The 18,341-nt window shown below is 51.3% G+C and carries 18 protein-coding genes; 11 read left to right on the top strand and 7 right to left on the bottom strand.

Going from position 1 to position 18,341, the window contains the following annotated elements:
* Positions 1-88: 88 nt before the first annotated feature.
* Complete coding sequence (locus CFT65_RS03640) at positions 89-1,285, bottom strand: acetyl-CoA acetyltransferase (protein ID WP_088826660.1); 1,197 nt, start codon at positions 1,283-1,285, stop codon at positions 89-91.
* 16 nt (positions 1,286-1,301) lie between these two features.
* Positions 1,302-2,591, bottom strand: a complete 1,290-nt coding sequence (locus CFT65_RS03645) for a 3-oxoacyl-[acyl-carrier-protein] synthase III C-terminal domain-containing protein (protein ID WP_216360406.1) — start codon at positions 2,589-2,591, stop codon at positions 1,302-1,304.
* A 1,189-nt stretch (positions 2,592-3,780) separates the two neighbouring features.
* On the opposite strand from CFT65_RS03645, the gene CFT65_RS03650 reads away from it, so the two are divergent.
* The 5 genes from CFT65_RS03650 to CFT65_RS03670 all read left to right on the top strand — a co-directional run bounded on the left by CFT65_RS03650 (position 3,781) and on the right by CFT65_RS03670 (position 8,615).
* Entirely contained in the window at positions 3,781-4,509 is a 729-nt protein-coding gene (locus tag CFT65_RS03650; protein ID WP_088826662.1) for a DUF6088 family protein, read from the top strand.
* 60 nt (positions 4,510-4,569) lie between these two features.
* On the top strand, positions 4,570-4,782 hold the full coding sequence (locus tag CFT65_RS03655; protein WP_088826663.1) for an antitoxin Xre/MbcA/ParS toxin-binding domain-containing protein: 213 nt from the start codon (positions 4,570-4,572) through the stop codon (positions 4,780-4,782).
* A gap of 999 nt (positions 4,783-5,781) precedes the next feature.
* Positions 5,782-7,368, top strand: coding sequence for a hypothetical protein (locus tag CFT65_RS03660; RefSeq protein ID WP_088826664.1), 1,587 nt, complete (start codon positions 5,782-5,784; stop codon positions 7,366-7,368).
* 159 nt (positions 7,369-7,527) lie between these two features.
* On the top strand, positions 7,528-8,043 hold the full coding sequence (gene greB / locus CFT65_RS03665) for a transcription elongation factor GreB (RefSeq protein ID WP_088828144.1): 516 nt from the start codon (positions 7,528-7,530) through the stop codon (positions 8,041-8,043).
* A 110-nt stretch (positions 8,044-8,153) separates the two neighbouring features.
* A complete protein-coding gene (locus tag CFT65_RS03670; RefSeq protein WP_088826665.1) occupies positions 8,154-8,615 on the top strand; it encodes a hypothetical protein in 462 nt (153 codons plus the stop codon).
* A gap of 9 nt (positions 8,616-8,624) precedes the next feature.
* Here CFT65_RS03670 and CFT65_RS03675 read toward each other — a convergent pair whose 3' ends face one another.
* From CFT65_RS03675 to CFT65_RS03690, 4 genes are all read right to left on the bottom strand, one after another.
* The gene (locus tag CFT65_RS03675; RefSeq protein WP_088826666.1) at positions 8,625-8,942 is read right to left on the bottom strand and encodes a site-specific integrase; all 318 of its coding nucleotides are present in this window, start codon (positions 8,940-8,942) and stop codon (positions 8,625-8,627) included.
* A gap of 133 nt (positions 8,943-9,075) precedes the next feature.
* Positions 9,076-9,336, bottom strand: a complete 261-nt coding sequence (locus tag CFT65_RS03680) for an acyl-CoA-binding protein (protein WP_088826667.1) — start codon at positions 9,334-9,336, stop codon at positions 9,076-9,078.
* Between the two features lie 217 nt (positions 9,337-9,553).
* On the bottom strand, positions 9,554-10,192 hold the full coding sequence (locus tag CFT65_RS03685; protein WP_088826668.1) for a DUF4145 domain-containing protein: 639 nt from the start codon (positions 10,190-10,192) through the stop codon (positions 9,554-9,556).
* Between the two features lie 93 nt (positions 10,193-10,285).
* Positions 10,286-10,846 carry a hypothetical protein gene (locus tag CFT65_RS03690; protein ID WP_088826669.1) on the bottom strand — a complete coding sequence of 187 codons (561 nt, stop codon included), beginning with the start codon at positions 10,844-10,846 and terminating at the stop codon, positions 10,286-10,288.
* Positions 10,847-11,310: 464 nt separating this feature from the next.
* On the opposite strand from CFT65_RS03690, the gene CFT65_RS03695 reads away from it, so the two are divergent.
* From CFT65_RS03695 to CFT65_RS18990, 4 genes are all read left to right on the top strand, one after another.
* Entirely contained in the window at positions 11,311-11,760 is a 450-nt protein-coding gene (locus CFT65_RS03695; RefSeq protein WP_088826670.1) for a DUF4124 domain-containing protein, read from the top strand.
* 121 nt (positions 11,761-11,881) lie between these two features.
* The gene (locus tag CFT65_RS03700) at positions 11,882-12,139 is read left to right on the top strand and encodes a YdcH family protein (protein WP_088826671.1); all 258 of its coding nucleotides are present in this window, start codon (positions 11,882-11,884) and stop codon (positions 12,137-12,139) included.
* Between the two features lie 93 nt (positions 12,140-12,232).
* The gene (locus tag CFT65_RS03705; protein ID WP_088826672.1) at positions 12,233-13,543 is read left to right on the top strand and encodes a glycerophosphodiester phosphodiesterase family protein; all 1,311 of its coding nucleotides are present in this window, start codon (positions 12,233-12,235) and stop codon (positions 13,541-13,543) included.
* A gap of 360 nt (positions 13,544-13,903) precedes the next feature.
* Entirely contained in the window at positions 13,904-14,047 is a 144-nt protein-coding gene (locus CFT65_RS18990; protein WP_172408418.1) for a hypothetical protein, read from the top strand.
* Positions 14,048-14,090: 43 nt separating this feature from the next.
* Here CFT65_RS18990 and CFT65_RS03710 read toward each other — a convergent pair whose 3' ends face one another.
* Positions 14,091-16,421: a hypothetical protein gene (locus CFT65_RS03710; protein ID WP_088826673.1), complete on the bottom strand. Its 2,331-nt coding sequence runs from the start codon at positions 16,419-16,421 to the stop codon at positions 14,091-14,093.
* 1,081 nt (positions 16,422-17,502) lie between these two features.
* Here CFT65_RS03710 and CFT65_RS03715 point away from each other — a divergent pair.
* Positions 17,503-17,826: a DUF883 family protein gene (locus tag CFT65_RS03715; RefSeq protein ID WP_088826674.1), complete on the top strand. Its 324-nt coding sequence runs from the start codon at positions 17,503-17,505 to the stop codon at positions 17,824-17,826.
* A 2-nt stretch (positions 17,827-17,828) separates the two neighbouring features.
* Positions 17,829-18,341, top strand: coding sequence for a hypothetical protein (locus CFT65_RS03720; RefSeq protein WP_216360407.1), 513 nt, complete (start codon positions 17,829-17,831; stop codon positions 18,339-18,341).

The following is an 18,341-nucleotide window of genomic DNA, read 5'->3' on the forward strand; positions in this document are numbered from 1 at the left end:
TTCAGAGTGAGTTTATAGCCTTGTGGTTTTGGCAGAGCAAGACGGGCAGGGCACAATCTGTGGCCTCATGCTGCCAGCGCCACTTGCATCAATACAGACCGAGGATCGAAATCGCCGCAATGCCCAGGTAAGGAACCCCACCTAGATTGTGGGTTAGACCAACACTTGGATTAGACAGCTGGCGTTCTCCGGCACGTCCGAGAAGTTGCGAGTAGACCTCATAGGCCATCCGCAGACCTGATGCAGCGATCGGATGGCCAAAGCACTTCAGCCCCCCATCTATTTGGCAAGGGATGGCGCCGTCACGGTCGTAGAAGCCGTCGAGCACATCCTTAACTGCCTGACCCTCTGGAGAAATGAACAGATCCTCCATGGTGACCAATTCGGTGATTGAGAAGCAATCATGTACTTCGGTCAGGCTGAGTTCCTTACGAGGATTGCTGATTCCGGCCTCTTCATAGGCGCGCTTGGCCGCCTGACGAGTCGTGCGGACGTGGGATCCATCCCAGCCACTGGTGGTGGACTCTACGCCAGAGCCAATGGCTAACTGGATCGCCTTGATTGTTACCAGATCATGTTTACCCAGGGATCGGGCAATTTCCGGGGTGGTCACAATCGCGGCCGACGCACCGTCGCTGACCCCGCTACAGTCGAACAGCCCCAGTGGATCGGCGATCATGGGTGCATTGAGGATGGTGTCCATGTCTATAGCCTTGCGAAAGTGGGCCTTCGGGCTATACACGCCGTTTTGGTGGCTTTTCCAGGACACGTGAGCAATGGCACGTTTAAGTTCTTCCTTTGAGATCTTGTGCTTGGCACGGTAGCCGGCAGCCAGTTGAGCGAAGCCAGCAGGTGCGGACCCGAGTGGCAGCCAAAGATCATTGAAAGTGCCCTTGTATGGCGCAGGCAGGCCTCCATAGCCCGTGTCTTTGAGTTTTTCCGCACCGATTGCCAGGGCAATATCCACTGCACCTGAAGCTACGGCATAAACTGCGCCGCGCAGGGCTTCAGTGCCGGTAGCGCACATGTTCTCCATCCGGCTGACGGGAATGCCATCTAGTCGCAGTGCGGTAGAGGTGGGGATTGCCGAATTGCCGGTATTGACTGCGTCCATACACGAACCAGCCCAGGCTGCTTCGATCTGCCCACGTTCAATGTTTGCATCAGCCAGAGCTTCTTCGAAAGCTTCTGTTAGCAATTCGGGTGTTCCGACATCCCATCGCTCACCAAACTGAGAGCAGCCCATGCCAATAATTGCTACTTTGTCCTTGATTCCACTTGCCATGATCAGGTCTCCACAATCACGCCGATTTCGGCGTGGCCTTCCAGAAGTAGCGGGAATAGCCGCGGTTTTGGTCGATATCCTTAATTCGAAATACCATGCGCAGGGGGGTACCGACATCAATCCCTGATGGGCCGACATCCACCGTTTCCATCAACAGCCGGGCGCCATTATCGAACTGGGCAAAACCGACGTATAAAGGTGGAGCAGGGTGATAGGAGAGCCAGTCTGCTGTGTAGGTGGCTACCTTTGCAGGTTCGTCAAACAGATTAAGGTCATCGAACTGACTGCGTGGCGCTTTACAATCAGTGTTTACGCAATAGGGCAGTTGTGGGAATTGCACAGTGCTGCACTTTCGACACTTCCCTGCAGCGAAACTCAAAAGCTTTGAGCCGCTGCGATACTGCTCGGTGAGCGCTGTCTTGACTTGCTTTTCGGCTCGCATGCCCCACTCAAGGTCAATGCCGTTTCCGTAATAGAGAAAGCGCAGATAGTCTTCCTGAGTAATCCCATCGGCGATGGCGGCATTGACACCGCGTCGGGGTTTGAAATGTTGTATAGCGTCCGTAGTACGAAGCACTAGAACATCACTTCCATGACCGAAACCGACCAAAACGATAGTCTCACCAGGTGCGGCTTTTTCAAGCACATTGGCCAGCATGAGCAAAGGGTGCGCAGTACCACTGTAGCCAACGTCAGCATCCAGTTGGTCAGCTACCGCATCCGGTTTCATGCCTAACTTCTTAGCAACTGAAGCGCTGACTCCCTTCAGGGAAGAAGCGAGGATAAAATGGTCGACTTTTTGGCTGGAAAGGTCAGCTTGCTTGAGGGCCTCCTCTACAGTTGAAGGTACGAGCTTCAGATACCCTTCGTCGCGAACCCACCGCTCTTCCCATGTATAGTCGTACTGCGCATTGGCACTGCGAAAGTGATCGACAAACGTCACGGATTGGCTAGCGGAGCCGATTAGTTCGGCAATTACTGCATCGTTGCCTAAGGTGAAGGCTGCCGCACCGGCGCCGTAGCTGATCTCCTGGGCGCTGGCCGGCTTGCCACTGGGCTTGTCGCTGGATATGAATAGTGCAGGGGAGGAGGTGTCCCCCAATGCGGCCAGCAGGCCAGAAACACCGGCTCTCTGCGAGTGACCAATGTCCAGCGTCCGAGTAGAGGACTTCAGGTTCAGCGCTGCGCTGACTATGGTGCTGTGCTGGAGATCCGCGTAGGGAAGAGTGGTGGAGGCCAAATAAACAGTAGTGAATTCGATACGTGCGCGCTGATCAAGCGTATCGCGAGCGGCCTCGACTGCCATAGTGACACTGTCTTCATCCCAGCTACAAAATGCGCGCTGACCTTTCGATAGGCCGCGTAGCTGAGGAGCCATCCATTTATGTGCAGACGCAATGGAAGCCCGAGGGATTCTCAGGCGTGGTACATAAGCTCCGTAGCCGGTTATTCCGTATGAACTGTCCATATATCAACTCATCCGTTAAGAGCCCTTGGCATGGGCTATTAATATTTGCTTGGGAAAAATTGTACGCAACAATACTATATTGTCAAATAATATTCGGGAAGGTTTTGGATAGGTCTGCGGATCGGTAACTCAGACGGCGACGTCTTCGTCACAGGTTTCATCAGGGTGTTCTTGATACAGGTCTCCAGCGCCTGTGTGTTATCCCTTCCCTACCTAAAGCCAATGAAACAGACCAAAGAGTTATCGCTGGGGGATGCGTAGGCAAGCCTGCAGTGCCCTGGCTTGTCGACCCAATACATCGCAAGGTGGCAGTTGGCAGTGCTAGTAGACGTACATCACTGGGTGGCTTCTCATGTCGGGGGTTCTACCTCGTTACTGCGGAAATTCCTAAAAATACTGTCCAGGATTAGTTGACCACTACAAAGCGACACATAAAAAATCATTGCAGCGGACGATTGCCCCGCCATCCATAATTGCTTTCGTAAAAATAGGCGTCGCCTAGAACGCCGCCGAATTCAGGCGTTATCTCTGAATCTGAATGTTCGCTTTGCGACCGAAGCGCCCTCAATGAATCTTCTTTTCTAGCGGTGCTTTGGTTCCTTTCAGCGCAAAGATCAGATTGCTATCACCTCAATTCCCTGTCCAATTTGAGCGGACACACCGTAGACACAATTTGGGCGCAGGCAAATAAAAAAGGCCTGCGGTTTTACGCAAGTCTGTGAAATTAATGGCGCGCCCGATAGGGTTCGAACCTATGACTTTCCTCCGGAGGACACCACCGGTAGGTAACATAAAGTAACAGACTACGGTCTAAATCGGTGTAACTTGCTGCGTTCTTGGGAGTTTTTTTGAATGAAAAGATGCGGTCTTGAACGAATAAGCCCAGATAATGCCTAAAAGTTTGGGCACAAAGTGGAATTTCAGATTCCTCGAAAATGACCGTTGGTGAGCCCCGATAGATGGTGAACACGATCGGCAGCCGGCCCCTAACAGTTCCATTGATCTCACCTGAAATGCGGGGCTATATATGTCGAATTTGGATGAGTTCAGCCGCTTGAGAAATGCCATACTCCAATACCACAAGACTCGACGATTTGCTGGCCTGCAAGGTATGACTATTTCTAACTCCATTGAGAACCACCTACACGCTATGCCCGGTGCCAGCGTGTTTACACGAAAGGATGTGGCCCATCAACTTAAGGTGGACGAGAATCGAGTGTCTCAGGCTCTTCAGCGTCTGGCGAAAAAAGGTGAGGTTCAGTACATCAGTCATGGTTTATGGCAACGGCCAAAGTTTACTAGATTTGGTCCTGTTTCGGCCTCAGCGGAGAACGTCGTCGCCGCATTAGAGAGGAACCGAGATGTTTTCATTGTTCCTTGTGGGGCGAGAGTCTTGAATGCAATCGGGGCATCAACGCAATTGCCGATGAAGTATCGGTTTCTATCGACGAAACCTATCCAGCCTATTAAGTTTGGAAGAAAAAGCATTGAGTTCGAATACAGCTCAGCTTTTGCGTCTGCATGCAGTAATCTGAAAAGCTTACCAAGGGCAGAACAGCGTATGGTTGCCAGTTTATGGGGCGCGCTTGTTTACGCCGGTAAAAAGCACGCCACGGTCCAGGCTACCGCTTTTAGAGGAGCATTTGATACCTTGTCGTTATGCGGGCAAGAACATCTTCTGGCTTGTTTTTCACGAAGATTGCGCTGGGCTCACGCAGTATTGAGGGGATCTGAGGATAAAATCGGAGAGTCGTAGGTGCCTTGTATTTTACAGCTCAAAATCCCCCTTAGGGTCGGTGCCCTATGAGGAGTGGAAATGAACACAGAGGAACTTGAAAAGCTTCAGACGCAAGCATATGCGGAGGTCCTGGAGCTCTTCTCTCATGATGTTAGCGAAGTCGATAGGTGGCTTTTAGAAAGGGTGCGTGGCCTGAACTACATGACCCCGAAAGAAGCCTTGCAGAGTGAGGAGGGCATTTCGAGGCTGAGAGCTTTGATAGGTAGGCTTCAGCATGGAATACCTACCTAGCTCACTTTTGTAATATAGATTGTCAGGAGCGGAAGTTCCTTATTTGCCTTACAGAGCAACTAAGTATTTGGCAGCTAATTGGTGATACCTGAATCTCCAGTGTTCGACAAAGCTCAGGAATAGCCCACGTGGACATACCATCGCTAGCACGGCCGTAGCAGACCGTAAGAGATTTGCGTCAGGAACCTGTGTACTTTGAGGAAATCTTATTTAAAACAATGCTTTGTTGATTTTTCACATGTGTACCTTCCACCGCATTTGGCTTGAGATATCCCGCCATTGGCGAGCCGCAGCGTGCTCTCAGAGGCACGGCGGGACGAGATCTAACACGTGTACCTACCACCTTTGGAATGGAAAGAGATCGTTGGGGGTTGGTTCCGGCTACCTGTGTTTATCTGAAAAACCTTAGTAAATACAGTTAATTGCAGAGTTATTACACGTGTACCTGCCACCTCTTTTGGTCTGAGACATTTCGCCATGGTCGAGCAGCAGAATACTCCCAGACGGTGTGGGGCTCAGATGAAACCTCGAGAACTCCTGTCAACGGGACCGGTTTTGCGCGCCACCTTCGGCTTTGCTCCAAAGCGGCCCGTTACCTCGGCGGTTGATTGTCCAATCGGAATGTCCGCTCCGTGACCGGAGCTAAGGGCCGCCGATTTATTGTGGCAACCTCCAGCTACAGTATGAGTTTGGTGTTGCTACCTTAACGGCCGAATTTTGCTGTTAATCTATGGCCAGAGCCAGCCATAATATTGTCACATTATCAGAGTGAAAACCGCAAAAAGTGTAACTTCGACTCTTTTTAATCTTTTCAGTAACTTACAAGGTTGTTACATGTAACTATAGAACTAATTTTATGCCCTTCCAAATATAAAAAAATGTCATATATTCAAACAGCTAGTGTCGATGGGATAGGGGATCAACTACTCTTGCTCCGAGCAATTAGCACCCTTATTAGGAGGTTGGTTGCTTTTTAATCATAATTGCTAAGGAGTAAGCATGTTTTATTCAAAGCGTAAACTGTCCGTTGCGATTGCATCGGCTGCTGTAGTAACGCTTGCCGGCTGTGGTGGCGGTGGCTCATCTACTGATGCCGCTGCTGGCGGAGGAGGCACTGAATCCTTTTCGGTTACCGCGATCGATGGTTACCTGGCCAACGCAGAGATCTATATTGATGCCAATTCCAATGCAGTCCTCGATAATGCAGAGCTGACCGCTGGAGCGATCGGCAATACGGACGCGCAAGGCAAGATCAATGTTGACAATCAATATGTCGATAGCGATCTGTTGGTCCGAGCTGTGGCTGGTCAGACACGGGACCTGGACAGCGGTATTGTCGACACGACCTATGTTATGGGTGCCGATGCAGGCTCCGCTGTTATCACTCCCTTTACTCATCTCGCTAAAAAGAGCGGCACGTCGCTGGCAGATTTGGCAGCGGCTTTGGGTGTGGATGAGTCTGTAGTTTCCGGTGACTACATTGCCCTCAAGAATGATGCCCAATCAAAGGAGGCCGCTGAGGTCATTCATGCATTGGCGCGATTCGTTGTTACTGAACTGAAACAGGACAATGTTGAGGAGTCGGCTATTGAGTCCTCGCTGGGCGACGCCAAAACAGCGATTGAAAGCGCTATTACCTCTGGGGAAGATCCGGATCTGGTGGAAGTCGAGTTGGATGACAGCGGTTCAGGTGCTGTCGTGGAAGCCCCTTCAACTGCACTGGCATTTACTGAAGAGTTCCTCCGCACCGAGGAAAGTTGGACTGCTTATCGCTTCGATGATGCTGGCGACAACGAACAGTTTTACTTCCGCTTCGGTAACGCGAATGATGCGAATGCATTCTGCCTTGAGTCCGAGGTAATGAGTTTCCTCAACGAGGCGACTATTCAGCCGCCGACCGAAGCCTGCGTTCAGGATTCAACGTTTTCTGTAAGTGAAAACGGCCAACTCGAACTGACGTTCTCCGAAGCGGACACTTTTGAAATGCTGTACCGTTTTTCCGAAGAGCGTTCGACGCCTGAGGGTGGTTCATTCACTTATAAAATGTTCCTCATGATCAAGTCTAATGGGGAGCTTCTATGGGTGGACAATAATCCATTCATCAAGGACGCCGGCGATTACCGTGGCGGGCCAAGTGATGTGGTTTATACCTTTTCGGACGACGATACCGCTCAAGGTGTTATAGAGCCTTTGGTTTACAGCAGCGACTACACGGTAACTGATTCCGTAGTAAGTGATGTCTATGGCGAGCTGTTTTCGGGGACCGTTGTGCTTGAAGACATAAACGATCCGACATTGAATGTATCCACCACTTGGGGCAACTACGAGCTGTGTAACCTCACCGGTTACATCTGCACCGATGATGAAGTGATTACGTTGGTGGACGATCCGGCTCCAAACGATGAGAGCGATCTGCATGTTTATGCTCCGTACCGCACTGCAGGCGATTTGCAGTTGATCTGGGATTGGAAACCCGACAGCAACGATTTTGAATTCTTGCTGCTGCGCTCCCAGTCCGAAGCATTAATTCGGTCAGTGCTTGACGAGTTCAATGCTCGTGACGACGGCACGCAAGGGACCAATTAATCGCTTTGGTTAGCTCAACAACAAATGGCGGCCCTGATGGGCCGCCATTTGTTGCTTGCTTCTCCCTCCAGCACAGCGCTAGCCTTACCCCGTTTTTACGGGGTTTTTTATGCCCTTCCGATTTCTGATTTCCAACTGGCAGAGGACGTTGCGAGACCAATGACCCAGGTTCCCGGTAATGGCGGCCCCCGCCCGAAATACATCACGCCGGAAGGTGAACGGGCCTTGCGTGATGAATTGCAGTATCTGTGGAAGCTAAAGCGCCCCGAGGTCACCCAGGCCGTGCGCGAAGCCGCCGCCCTTGGTGATCGGTCCGAGAATGCCGAGTACATCTACGGCAAGAAGCAGTTACGGGAAATCGACCGTCGGGTTCGTTTCCTCAGCAAACGCCTCGATGAGCTCACCGTGGTTGATCGCCTACCGGATGACCGTGACAAGGTGTTCTTTGGCGCCTGGGTGACGGTGGAAGATGAGGACGGTGATGAACAGACCTATCGGCTCGTCGGTGCGGACGAGTTTGATTTGAACAAAGGCTATCTCAGCATCAACTCTCCGCTCGCCCGGGCCCTTATCGGCAAACGCCTGGACGACGAAGTGAGCGTTCGCACCCCGGAAGGTTGGAAGTCGGTTTTTGTAGTAGGAATTCGTTACGAGGCGCCATCCGACGACAAGTGAATGATGTCACAAAATTGGCGAGTGCCCCGGCAGGTTGTGTGATTTGGCGATAGACTGATCAAAAGTTGTCACAACTGGTCGCAGACAGGATCGTCTGCCGGGGAAATGCCATGGGTATGCGTGGAGCAGCCAGGAACGTTCAGAGCAGGGTGAGCACACCGCTGGTGTTGGCGGGTTTGCTCGCGGTTCCGGTTTTTACGGGCGGGGCGTTTGCGCAGAGCGACAAGCAGGACAGTGCGTTCCAGTACGAGGAGCGCTCGACCATCGATACCATCCAGCTTAATTCCATGGAGGAGGAGACCCTGGCCAACACGGTCATCGAGGGTGGTCTGGCTGCCCCGGCTGCGGGTGTACCGCTCAAGCCCCGGGTTGAAGACGACTTTTACCTCGATCCGCTTGGCCTGCGCCCTGGTGACAGCCGCACCGACCTTAGCCGCTCCCAGATTCCGGTGGAGTTTCGGTTCAGCAATCCCAAGTCCATTCCCGGGCAGACCCACAGTAACAACTACGTGATCCGTCCATCCGAGAACCGCACCTACGACGCGCTTAACATCAACATGAATGAGCGTTGAGAAAGGCTATCAGGCTGCGGCGCAGCCACTATCTCCGGCGGGCGTCTTACCCAGTACATCTTCATAGAAAAATGCCAGGGCCTGGCTGGCCTGATTGAACCGCGCCCGGGACACCCGCATGCGATCGTTCAGGTACTCCAGGAACAGTTGGCGATCTTCATTGGCCAGCGCATCCGGATCCTTCAGATCGCTAAACAGCACGAATCGGGTGATCCAGTGAAGGTAGGTTTGCTCTGCGCGTTGATTGAGCTTGTGCTTGTGAATGGCGTCCTTGACCCGTGCCACCAAGCCTGGCTGTGACTGTTCCAGTGCTTCTGTGATGTCCATAAATAACTCTTCCTGATGAATTGGTATTGTTATTTTGGGCGCATCTTATGACAGGCGATTTACGAGCGCAAAGCATAATTCAGGAAGATTGACTCTGGTCATTTTTCGACCAGAGTCTGGGCTGGAATACCAGTTATTTCAGGGCTTCAAGCTTGTCGATGTACTTCTGCATGGCCTCATCGCTGGACATGCCTTTCACCTTTTCCCAGGCATCAAACTTGGCACGGCCGACAAAATCCATCATGCCCGGGCGCTTGCCGGACACATCTCCCTCGGTGGCCTGCTTGTAGAGGGCATAGAATTCCAGTTTCATCTCGTTGGAGGGCTTGAAGTCGCCCTCGGCGGTCTGGATGTAGTTGACGGCTTCGTCGAAGCGGGTTTTCAAGTCACTCATGTTGATCTCCTTATGGTTAGGCTTTGTTCCTGATTGTTTGGCGAGTATAGCTAGCCGCTGTTCGAGCGTCATTGGCTGATTTTGGCTAAGGGGTTCTAAAAAAAGCGAATAGGCATGCCATCATGCAGTGATGGTATATGTTGGACGATAACGCTGAGCACAGCGGCGCCACGACAGTGGCGTCCGGCGGCCATTGGCCGCGTACTGATGCGGCTTGTTATGCATTTTCACTACTTTTGCCTTTTTTGGCCTCAACCATCCCAGGCATGGTGAATGTGTACATCAGGAAAAGCTCTGAGAATGAGAGAAGCTCATCCGCGAATTCAGGTGTAACCGGCAGCTCCTCATGCGCGGCTTCGTTACCGTCATCCCTGATCACGTGCGCCCAGTTTTTTAACTCATTAGTGATAATGCCCAGATCGTAAAGCTTCTCTATACGTTTGAAGAGGTTGCCTGTGCCCTCTGGATGAAGTTTTTTGACAGCAACCTCAAGTGTTTTTCTAGACATCATCGCAGATGCATCTAGGTTTCCAGAATTCAATGTATGCGCGGCCTGAACGAAAAATGCTTGAATGTTTTCTGGGAGGTATTGAGGAGCCTCAATAGACTGAGGCTTTGGGTATTCATCTATCATATCCAGACCGGTTACCTTCTCAAGGTTGCCTGCGGTACCATGCAGTGGTTTCCCTGCAGTGAAGTAAAACTCGGCAAAGTACCCACTGTGACAATTTCCGCAACTGAAAGCCGTTAGAAATACTTTCTGAGATTGATCACTTGGTTTAAGAAAATCTGCAAAAGAAGCGAAGCTCACGTTTGCCGCATGGCAGTGAGGGCAGTTTCTTATGATTGTGCCCATTTCTGTGCTCCTAATTTGTATGCATAACGCCAAGCTTTGCGGCAATTGTGGAACCGCGCAGCGGTAGAAGAATTGGCCTGCAACAGCGACTGGTTATGCCTCTTCTAACTTGGCTTTGACCCTTGCTGCCAGATCGGCGTAGTTTCGAGCTGTTTCAGGTGTGACATCAGAGTCGGTACCATGCACTGCATCATTTCTGATCCGCCGAAGCTTATCTAGCATTTGCAATACGCCTTGTCCCAAGGCTGGAGTGTCTAAGTTGTTCCATTGTATGCTTTGAATTCTATGGTGAGGCGGCGTGTGTGAATTGGCATACTCAATACCGTGCCTTTTTTCATAGTCGGTCATTGCCTCCTCAACCGATAGCCAAGCGTCCAAGATAGCTCCTCTCGGGCTGTCCTCGGCGAGTCTATTGATTCTTGCTCGCTCCGAATCTGAGTCAGCATCCGTAACAGCACCCAAAGCTTTGTCCGCGCTGATTGCTGCCGCCTCTACCTCTCGGGCAAGATCAATTTCAGAGTTTTTATGTTTAATTTTTGTGATTCTGGCCAAAAGGTTGGCTACTTCCGCACGCAAGAGAATCACTATGACGACCACTGCTATGGGCCATGCTAGGGCTTTGATCGTTGCTGCTGTGAAATCTAAGAAACCCATAACACCTCGTAGGCATAACAGCTAATTATACGAACGCGTTCGCCTATCACGCATTCTGAGAGAATCACACCGTCGGCTCTCTTGAAAAAATTTGTTCAATAGACTTAGGTGCTTAGCTACCTGTTTTCAGCGTTTGCTGCCAGAGGAATAGGCCCAGGTGCTCCTCCGACAGGTTCGGTGGGAGCGTATAACTTCTAGAGCTCCCAAGGGGTTTCCAGGCTATATCAAAGGGTTATCGAAAATTCCCCGGTCTTATTTAGGAGTTTTGCGAACGAATTCGTATAACTCCGTGGTTACCCATATCGGCAGGGTAGTCCAAACGCCTGAATCCCGCACACAAGTGGTGCTTCTGTTGAACAGTTCGTGGTGTTTTCGGGGGTCTCGGTGATAAAGATTTGGTTTGAATCAGGAGCCTTTCGCGCGTAAAGGCACCATGGAAGCAATCGGTTGAAAAGGAAGTCCCCATGAAAGTATTTCTGTTTTTGGTCTCGCTCTGCCTTATCCCCATTTCGGCAAACGCCGGCGTCTATAAATGGGTCGACGCCAACGGCCAGACCCATTTCGGGGATCGTCCACCGGCTCAGGGGGCATCAAGTGAAGTGAAAGTGAAGTCCGCCCCGGCCAGCGTGGATGCGGGTGCCCGGGAGCGGCATCAGAAGATGACCGAGTTTCTGGAACAGCAGCAGGAAGAGCGTGAGGCACGTCAGGCAGCCAATGCCAAGGCTGAGGAGAAAGCGGAGAAGCAAGCCGAGCTGTGCAGAAAGCTGCGGGCGCGTCTCAAGTTTCTTGCCAGCGTTTCGACTTTTTACAACATCAACGATCAGGGCGAGCGGGTCTATGTGAATGAGGCCGAGAACACCCAGATTCGGGAGGACTTCCGGGCGAAGGTGCGCAAAACCTGTGGCAACCATTAGGGCGCTTTGGTTGCCGATCAGGGCGTTGGCTTGACGGGGGTCAAGACTGGCAAGCGCAGCTAGCCATACACTGGAATGAGTCAAATACCTCTCATCCCCCACAGTCATGGAGACTGCGCGAATGTCCCTGGAAAAACACGATCTGATTCACGAACTGCCGGAATCCAAAGAAGCCATTCACCTGCTGAAGACCAACAGCACACACTTCGCCAAGCTGTTTGATGAGTATCATGAGGTGGACCACGCCGTTCATCGCGTTGAGACCGGCGCTGAAAACACCTCTGACGAATACCTGGAAAACCTCAAGAAGAAACGACTGAATCTGAAAGACCAGTTGTTCTCGATGATTCGTGAATACGAGGCATCAACAGCAAGCTGAGTATCACTCAGCCTTCACGGAAACGTCGTTCGATCGTAACCCTCCTTGTGAACACTGGTGATGCAGTATCATTCATTTCACAAGGAGCTGGTTATGAAGTTACGCACGATCCTGGGCCTGTCACTCTGCACAGCCGCCCTGTCTGTGGCGCAGGCCGCACCGGATAAGTCCCATCATGAGTCCTGGGTGCCGCCGAGTCTGGCTGACTGGCAAGATGTGCCTGTCCAGTCCTGGCACAAGCGTGCTGGCGGTAAGCAGCCCATACATCTGGGCCCACGGCCATTCTGGCTGGTTGAGAATATGGACGAAGGCCCGCTGAAGGAGCGCCTGCAGTCCTGCGATGCCCACCATCTCAAGCGCTCCGATTTCTCCATCGGCCACCGTGGCGCCCCTCTGCAGTTTCCCGAGCACACCCTGGAGTCTTACGTTGCCGCAGCGCAGATGGGCGCGGGCATTGTTGAATGCGACGTGGCGTTCACCAAAGACCGCGAGCTGGTGTGTCGGCACGCCCAGAACGACTTGCACACCACCACGAACATCGTTGCGGTACCCGAGCTGAACGCTAAGTGCACCCAGCCTTTTGTACCGGCCGATCCGGCTTCCGGTACACCGGCCCGGGCCGAGTGTCGCACCAGTGATATCACCCTGGCCGAGTTCAAGTCTTTGCAGGGCAAGATGGATGCTTACAATCCCATGGCGACCACCCCGGAGGAGTATCTGGCTGGCACAGCCGACTGGCGCACCGATCTTTATGCCAGCCGGGGTACGCTGATGACTCACAAAGAAAGCATCGAGCTGTTCAAGGCACTGGGTGTCAAGTTCACGCCAGAGCTGAAGTCGCCGGTGGTGGATATGCCGTTTGAGAGTGACTACAGCCAGCAGGATTATGCCCGCCAGATGATCCAGGATTACATTGAAGCTGGAGTTAAGCCGAAGGACGTATGGCCCCAGTCGTTCAATCTGGAGGATGTGCTGTTCTGGGTGAACGAGACGCCCCGGTTTGGCAGGCAGGCGGTTTTTCTGGATCAGTCAGCGTCCACACCGGAAAACACGTCGCTGGCTTATATGGAGAGCCTCAAGGCGCAGGGTGTGAATATTCTGGCTCCAGCGCTCTGGAAAATGCTGACGCTGGACAGCTACAGTGAGATTGTTCCGTCGGAGTACGCCGAGAATGCCCGCACCGCCGGTCTGGACCTTATTGCCTGGACGGTTGAACGCAGCGGCCCATTGCAGAATGGCGGTGGCTGGTATTACCAAAGCGTGACCGATGCCATTAACAACGATGGCGATGTGTTTACCGTGATCGATGTGCTGGCCCGTGAGGTGGGTGTTATCGGAATCTTCTCGGACTGGCCGGCGACAACTACTTTCTATGCCAATTGCATGGGAATGGCGAAGCATTGAGGTAAAAAAGGCGCAGCGCCAAACTGCGCCTTTCTATTTTTTGGATTAGCAGGCCTTGCCAGCATATTTAGGCCGCTTCAGCCACGTTATGGTGGCATAGGTCACCAGTTGTGGCCGGGAATTTTCATCATATATTGGCCCACCTCCGTTTAGGCTCTCGGTTTTAAACAAAAGCGGACATTCGCGCCTCATTTTTCTATCGATTTTGATCCGCTCCTTGGCACCTCACTATTGACCTCTTCGACGATATCCTCGGCCCTTGTAACGGGAGGATGACGGGTTAAGAAATGACGCCCAGCGAGAACCCCAGAGCCATTGTGCGTGCCAGCTACACTCAATGGATGTCGATCCTTGGATTTCATGAGCGACAGCTTGTTCTTTGGCCGCCGGTTCCGCAATATCAATGGGGTGGGTGATTTTAATCGAGAGGTACTCGCTATCGACGTAGGCCTGAATCTGCCAGCACCAAGTGGCATTCGGGCGTTTAAACGCATCATCACGTGACATGGCTATCCGGCCAAACCACGCATGGATAAAGGCTCAGAATTCATCTCAATTGCTTGGTAGATTTACATGAGCAGAGTTTGACTTTTTTCATGACGTCGTTGTAGCTGAACGGTTTAACAATTTTGTGGCACCTGCGACACTTCCCTTCGTACACTTTATCGTAGCCACTTCCTTGCCATACTTTTGTTGTCAGATCCACGCCAAGCGTCTGCACCTTCCGTGATAGTTTTTTTAACGTCTTGCTTCTATCCTTAAGCGCTTCCGTGCGCTTTCTTGTCTCCCCACCTTTTATCAAACTGCATTTTGGGCAACACTCATGCGCTGCATGGAGTCGCCTGTATACGCTGTTGTAAAAACGATAGTTACATCGATTGCACTCCCAATAATAATCGTGCTCCGTACCATGCCAAACTGGTTCACTCAGCAGCGTGAGGTTGTGTAATTCGGCAATGTCAAATAGCACTGCTATCTTTTCCGTACCTTTCACAACGGTGTTCATGATTTTAGGAAGTGTGTCGAAGGAAGAATTTTGCAGCTCCCTTCCAACGCTTTTAAAAGCAAGGGTCAACTTCTCAATGATGTCGGACTCTTTAAACATGTTCCGATTAAATAGCTCAACTTCGATAAGTTCTATTCCAAGCTCATGGCATATTTTTCTGGTACTTTCGTCGCGCTTTAGTTGAGCTATCCAGTGTTCTTTTGAACGATGCGCCTTGGGATCCGAGTGATAAATGCCCTGGTATTCAAAGGCGATATTTAGGTCAGCGTTATAGCCATCAAGCTCAAGATATTGATGCCCACCATCACTGGGTTTGAACCGATCTTTTATAAAGGGAACGCCAAAGTAGTCTTGAAACCATAACCTTGTGATTTCTTCTCCAATACTGCCGCTGCAACGTGAACAGCTTTGTCTTCTATAGAGCACCTTGCCAACTATAGGCCAGGTAATGTGATTGTTTATACACACGGCCTTAAGCTTTCTGCGACCATTTATATAGTCACCTTCGTCTGACAGAATCTCTAAGCCGGATTTCCGGAATGCTTCCTGTACCTCGCTGAAGGGCTTTCGATTTTGAGTGCGTAAAGCATCGGTTTTGCACTGCGGACAACCCCTGCCTTTGCCCTCGGCTTTTACTCCTCGGTTACGGACATGCTCGCCACCCGGACAGGAAAAATCCGTTTCATGGATCGTACAGTGAATCGTGATCTCACTATCAAAGGTTGTCAGCTCTTCCTGGAGGTTTGGATATACGTAGCGACCTTCACCCCACATTTCCTTTGCCATTGATAGAAAGCGCTCGATGCGCTGTGCCAAATTTTCTTTGCGTCGTTTCATCTGAGCAGATGACTTTTTCTGTGCCGAGCACTTCTTGCAGGCTGTTCGTCCATCGAGGTGGGTTTGTGCGTTTTGAACACACGCGACATTATGTAGCGTGCAAGTATATTCAATTTGCTGCGACGCAAAGGCGAGTTCGTTTATTCTCACGTTGCTGTAATCGTTGTTGGCATTTTGCTCTTCGGTCAAGTTGCTGAAAAAAAGCTTTTCTTGTTCGAGTCGTTTGCAGTGGACACATCCATGAGCCCTGTGCCCTGAAACAGATTGAGTAATCTCTCCGTGAATTGGGCAGACGCTTGTGACAATTTTTGAGTCAATGCTAATCGAAGAATATGTATATCTACCATTGTGAAGATCGGACAGTTCGCGGATCAGGGTTTCTTCCTTAGTGAACTTAATCGATTCAGGAAAGCAGATTGTGCATTTGATGGGAGTAGCCAGGTTACCGTAGGCCTTTCTGATTGAGAATTCGCTGTGTGTTTTGCACGTCATCTCGACGATCGATCTTGATATCTGAGGATCGCGAAAGATTAAACGCACTTTGAAATTTTCGCCCTGGCGCTTGGAAGCTCGCTTGATCAGTTCATGGTCGGCTACACGAATAACAGGAGGGGCGATACGATCACATTCCGGACAACCCTTCCACGCCAAAAACTTGCCGGCTCTTACCGACCTTTCCATCTGGCAGGCGTTGCAAGCTACGACCACGTAGTCGCTTAAATTTGAGTATTTTGAGGCATCGATTCTGAATTTGGTGCCATGCTTAACGTCAGCGCGGCGTTTGAACGATTCTAGTGAGGTGGAGCGCTTTTTCGCCGTTTTACGCCCACCTAGGGTTTTATTTCTCTTGATACATAATTCACATCCTGACATTCGCTTTGACTGAATGAGGTCGGGGGTGGTTTCAAAGGGGTGGTCATGCTCTAGACATCGCACTTCTAGCTTGTCCCGAGCGGTTTTGTAAATCGCGTTGGAGAAGTCGAATCCTTCTGGGTACAGAGTGTAGGCGCGATCCATGAATTCTTTTTGCGTCATCGTGCATCGCTGTTTTGTCCCGTCGATCTTACATTGGCGGCACCCATGATTTCTGTTGAAGTGGTGGTCCGGGGTTATTCGAACAGGATAAGGCTCGCCGTGACGAAGGCAGAACAACAACACCTTAGTTTTGGAGTTAACGTACTTGGCTTTGGAGTAATCGAATTGATTGGGGTAAAGCGCTGCGCTGCGCGCAACAAATTGGTTTGTGTTTGTGACTCGCAACCTTGATCACCTTTTAGAAGTCATTTTATCTATCTGACTTTCAACTTGTACACCAGAGGGCTCTGATATGTCGACGAAAGCCGTTCAAGTGATGATGGGAATGTTCGCTTTGCGACCCTAGCGGCCAATATATGGTGACAATCTCCGGCAACATTATGGTGTTACCACCAAGCAGATCTTGACCCGTTGAGTGGACCGGGGTAAGTCCAGAGCGTAACTTCAGGTGTTCATATGCCCGGAGCAAGCTGAGGAAAGTAAAAAGGCTCGGCATGCTCCGGAATCTCCCATTTCAATGGCGAGCGACTACTGGTTTCGCTTAGCAAGCCATCGTCCTTCAACTGCTTTATTAACCGCCTGGCTGTTCGGCTTTCGCTTGCGCCTGTCATCTCAAGTGCCGTCGAGCGTTCGCGAGAGCCTTGGATAAACGCTTGAAACAGAATCTGGGCTGCTTCCGATTTCAGGTCACCACCAACCTCGGGTACTCGGCCATCGTTTCAAGCTTGTACGTAACTCAAGATCCGTTTCTGCATGCCTCCAAGGTCCATCGGCCCGGAGATATAGGCCACTTGATCCTTTGCGGTTTCTAGCATGAATTGGCAGAAACGGGCTAGCTGTTCGCTCGTTTTGTCCGCTTTTGTGTCCGGTTCTTTAGGTTCATTTCCAGCTAGTGTTTTTCTTATGTTTATTTTATGGAGAACGTTCGAGGGCCAACCAGTGAGTTAGCGGACGCTAACTCCTGCCTGAATTTCATGTGCTACGCTAAAAGAGTTCGCGTCGGCATTAATAACTGGCCCGGGCCTATTTTTTTCTGGAAACGCCAAATTAACAGTAAATTTAGTGTTTAAGGAGGCAGAACATGGAAGCCAAATCTACCCAGGACGACTATAACCAGGTCAAGCGTGATCTTCAGGAGCTGCGCGAGGATCTGGCCAATCTGACCCGTACTGTGTCGGAAAGCCAAAAAAGCAATATCAGCAGTCTGCGTGATGAAATCCGTCGGGAGAGTCGCGAGGCGCTTGATCAGGTCAGGCAAAGGGGCGATGAGGCCCTGCATCGTGCCAAGGATGCTGGCGATAAAGCGTTTAATGATGTTGAGAACAAGATTGAGGAGCGACCGTTCCTCAGTATTATCATCATGTTCCTGGCCGGTATTCTGGTGGGCAAGATGCTTGATCGCTGATCATGCTTGATTCGGCTCATATAAAGGGTGCGGTGCGTAAGGCTGCGGCAGCCGTTATCGGCTTCGCGTTAGCAATGGTCTTACTCACCGCCCTGCTGCTTTTCGGGTTTTACCTGCTTGTTCAGGCAGCCGTGCTTGGGCTTTCACCCTGGCTCGGCGAGGCCGGCGCTATGGCACTGTCGGGGTTCGTTTGCATTCTCTTGCTTGCGCTCGTCTTCCACCACCTGACTCGCCCGGTTTCCGCCAGCAAGCGTCAAAAAGGATCCGAGGCTCAATCAGGCTCAGGTATCGATGCCATTCGTAACGTGATCAAGGAAAATCCCCTTGAAGCGGCCCTGATGGCTTTCGCTGTGGGTATTGCCGAACAGAAAGATCCCCGGCTCAAGTCATTGCTTATGGAGGGCGGCATGGTGCTGATGAAACAGGCGGAGTCCGCAAAACCTGATGAGCCCACCGCCGGTGAGGGTCCAGAGAAAGAGGATACCCCCTCTTCTGGCTCCGGATCCGCCCTCTGA

It is taken from the genome of Marinobacter sp. es.048 (genome assembly GCF_900188435.1).
Classification (GTDB): Bacteria; Pseudomonadota; Gammaproteobacteria; order Pseudomonadales; family Oleiphilaceae; genus Marinobacter.

What these genes read in the sequence shown, in the direction of transcription:
- CFT65_RS03640 (WP_088826660.1), bottom strand. Translation starts at nt 1,285, where the DNA reads ATGGCAAGTGGAATCAAGGACAAAGTAGCAATTATTGGCATGGGCTGC.
- CFT65_RS03645 (WP_216360406.1), bottom strand. Translation starts at nt 2,591, where the DNA reads ATGGCAGTCGAGGCCGCTCGCGATACGCTTGATCAGCGCGCACGTATC.
- CFT65_RS03650 (WP_088826662.1), top strand. Translation starts at nt 3,781, where the DNA reads ATGTCGAATTTGGATGAGTTCAGCCGCTTGAGAAATGCCATACTCCAA.
- CFT65_RS03655 (WP_088826663.1), top strand. Translation starts at nt 4,570, where the DNA reads ATGAACACAGAGGAACTTGAAAAGCTTCAGACGCAAGCATATGCGGAG.
- CFT65_RS03660 (WP_088826664.1), top strand. Translation starts at nt 5,782, where the DNA reads ATGTTTTATTCAAAGCGTAAACTGTCCGTTGCGATTGCATCGGCTGCT.
- greB (WP_088828144.1), top strand. Translation starts at nt 7,528, where the DNA reads ATGACCCAGGTTCCCGGTAATGGCGGCCCCCGCCCGAAATACATCACG.
- CFT65_RS03670 (WP_088826665.1), top strand. Translation starts at nt 8,154, where the DNA reads ATGGGTATGCGTGGAGCAGCCAGGAACGTTCAGAGCAGGGTGAGCACA.
- CFT65_RS03675 (WP_088826666.1), bottom strand. Translation starts at nt 8,942, where the DNA reads ATGGACATCACAGAAGCACTGGAACAGTCACAGCCAGGCTTGGTGGCA.
- CFT65_RS03680 (WP_088826667.1), bottom strand. Translation starts at nt 9,336, where the DNA reads ATGAGTGACTTGAAAACCCGCTTCGACGAAGCCGTCAACTACATCCAG.
- CFT65_RS03685 (WP_088826668.1), bottom strand. Translation starts at nt 10,192, where the DNA reads ATGGGCACAATCATAAGAAACTGCCCTCACTGCCATGCGGCAAACGTG.
- CFT65_RS03690 (WP_088826669.1), bottom strand. Translation starts at nt 10,846, where the DNA reads ATGGGTTTCTTAGATTTCACAGCAGCAACGATCAAAGCCCTAGCATGG.
- CFT65_RS03695 (WP_088826670.1), top strand. Translation starts at nt 11,311, where the DNA reads ATGAAAGTATTTCTGTTTTTGGTCTCGCTCTGCCTTATCCCCATTTCG.
- CFT65_RS03700 (WP_088826671.1), top strand. Translation starts at nt 11,882, where the DNA reads ATGTCCCTGGAAAAACACGATCTGATTCACGAACTGCCGGAATCCAAA.
- CFT65_RS03705 (WP_088826672.1), top strand. Translation starts at nt 12,233, where the DNA reads ATGAAGTTACGCACGATCCTGGGCCTGTCACTCTGCACAGCCGCCCTG.
- CFT65_RS18990 (WP_172408418.1), top strand. Translation starts at nt 13,904, where the DNA reads ATGAGCGACAGCTTGTTCTTTGGCCGCCGGTTCCGCAATATCAATGGG.
- CFT65_RS03710 (WP_088826673.1), bottom strand. Translation starts at nt 16,421, where the DNA reads ATGACGCAAAAAGAATTCATGGATCGCGCCTACACTCTGTACCCAGAA.
- CFT65_RS03715 (WP_088826674.1), top strand. Translation starts at nt 17,503, where the DNA reads ATGGAAGCCAAATCTACCCAGGACGACTATAACCAGGTCAAGCGTGAT.
- CFT65_RS03720 (WP_216360407.1), top strand. Translation starts at nt 17,829, where the DNA reads ATGCTTGATTCGGCTCATATAAAGGGTGCGGTGCGTAAGGCTGCGGCA.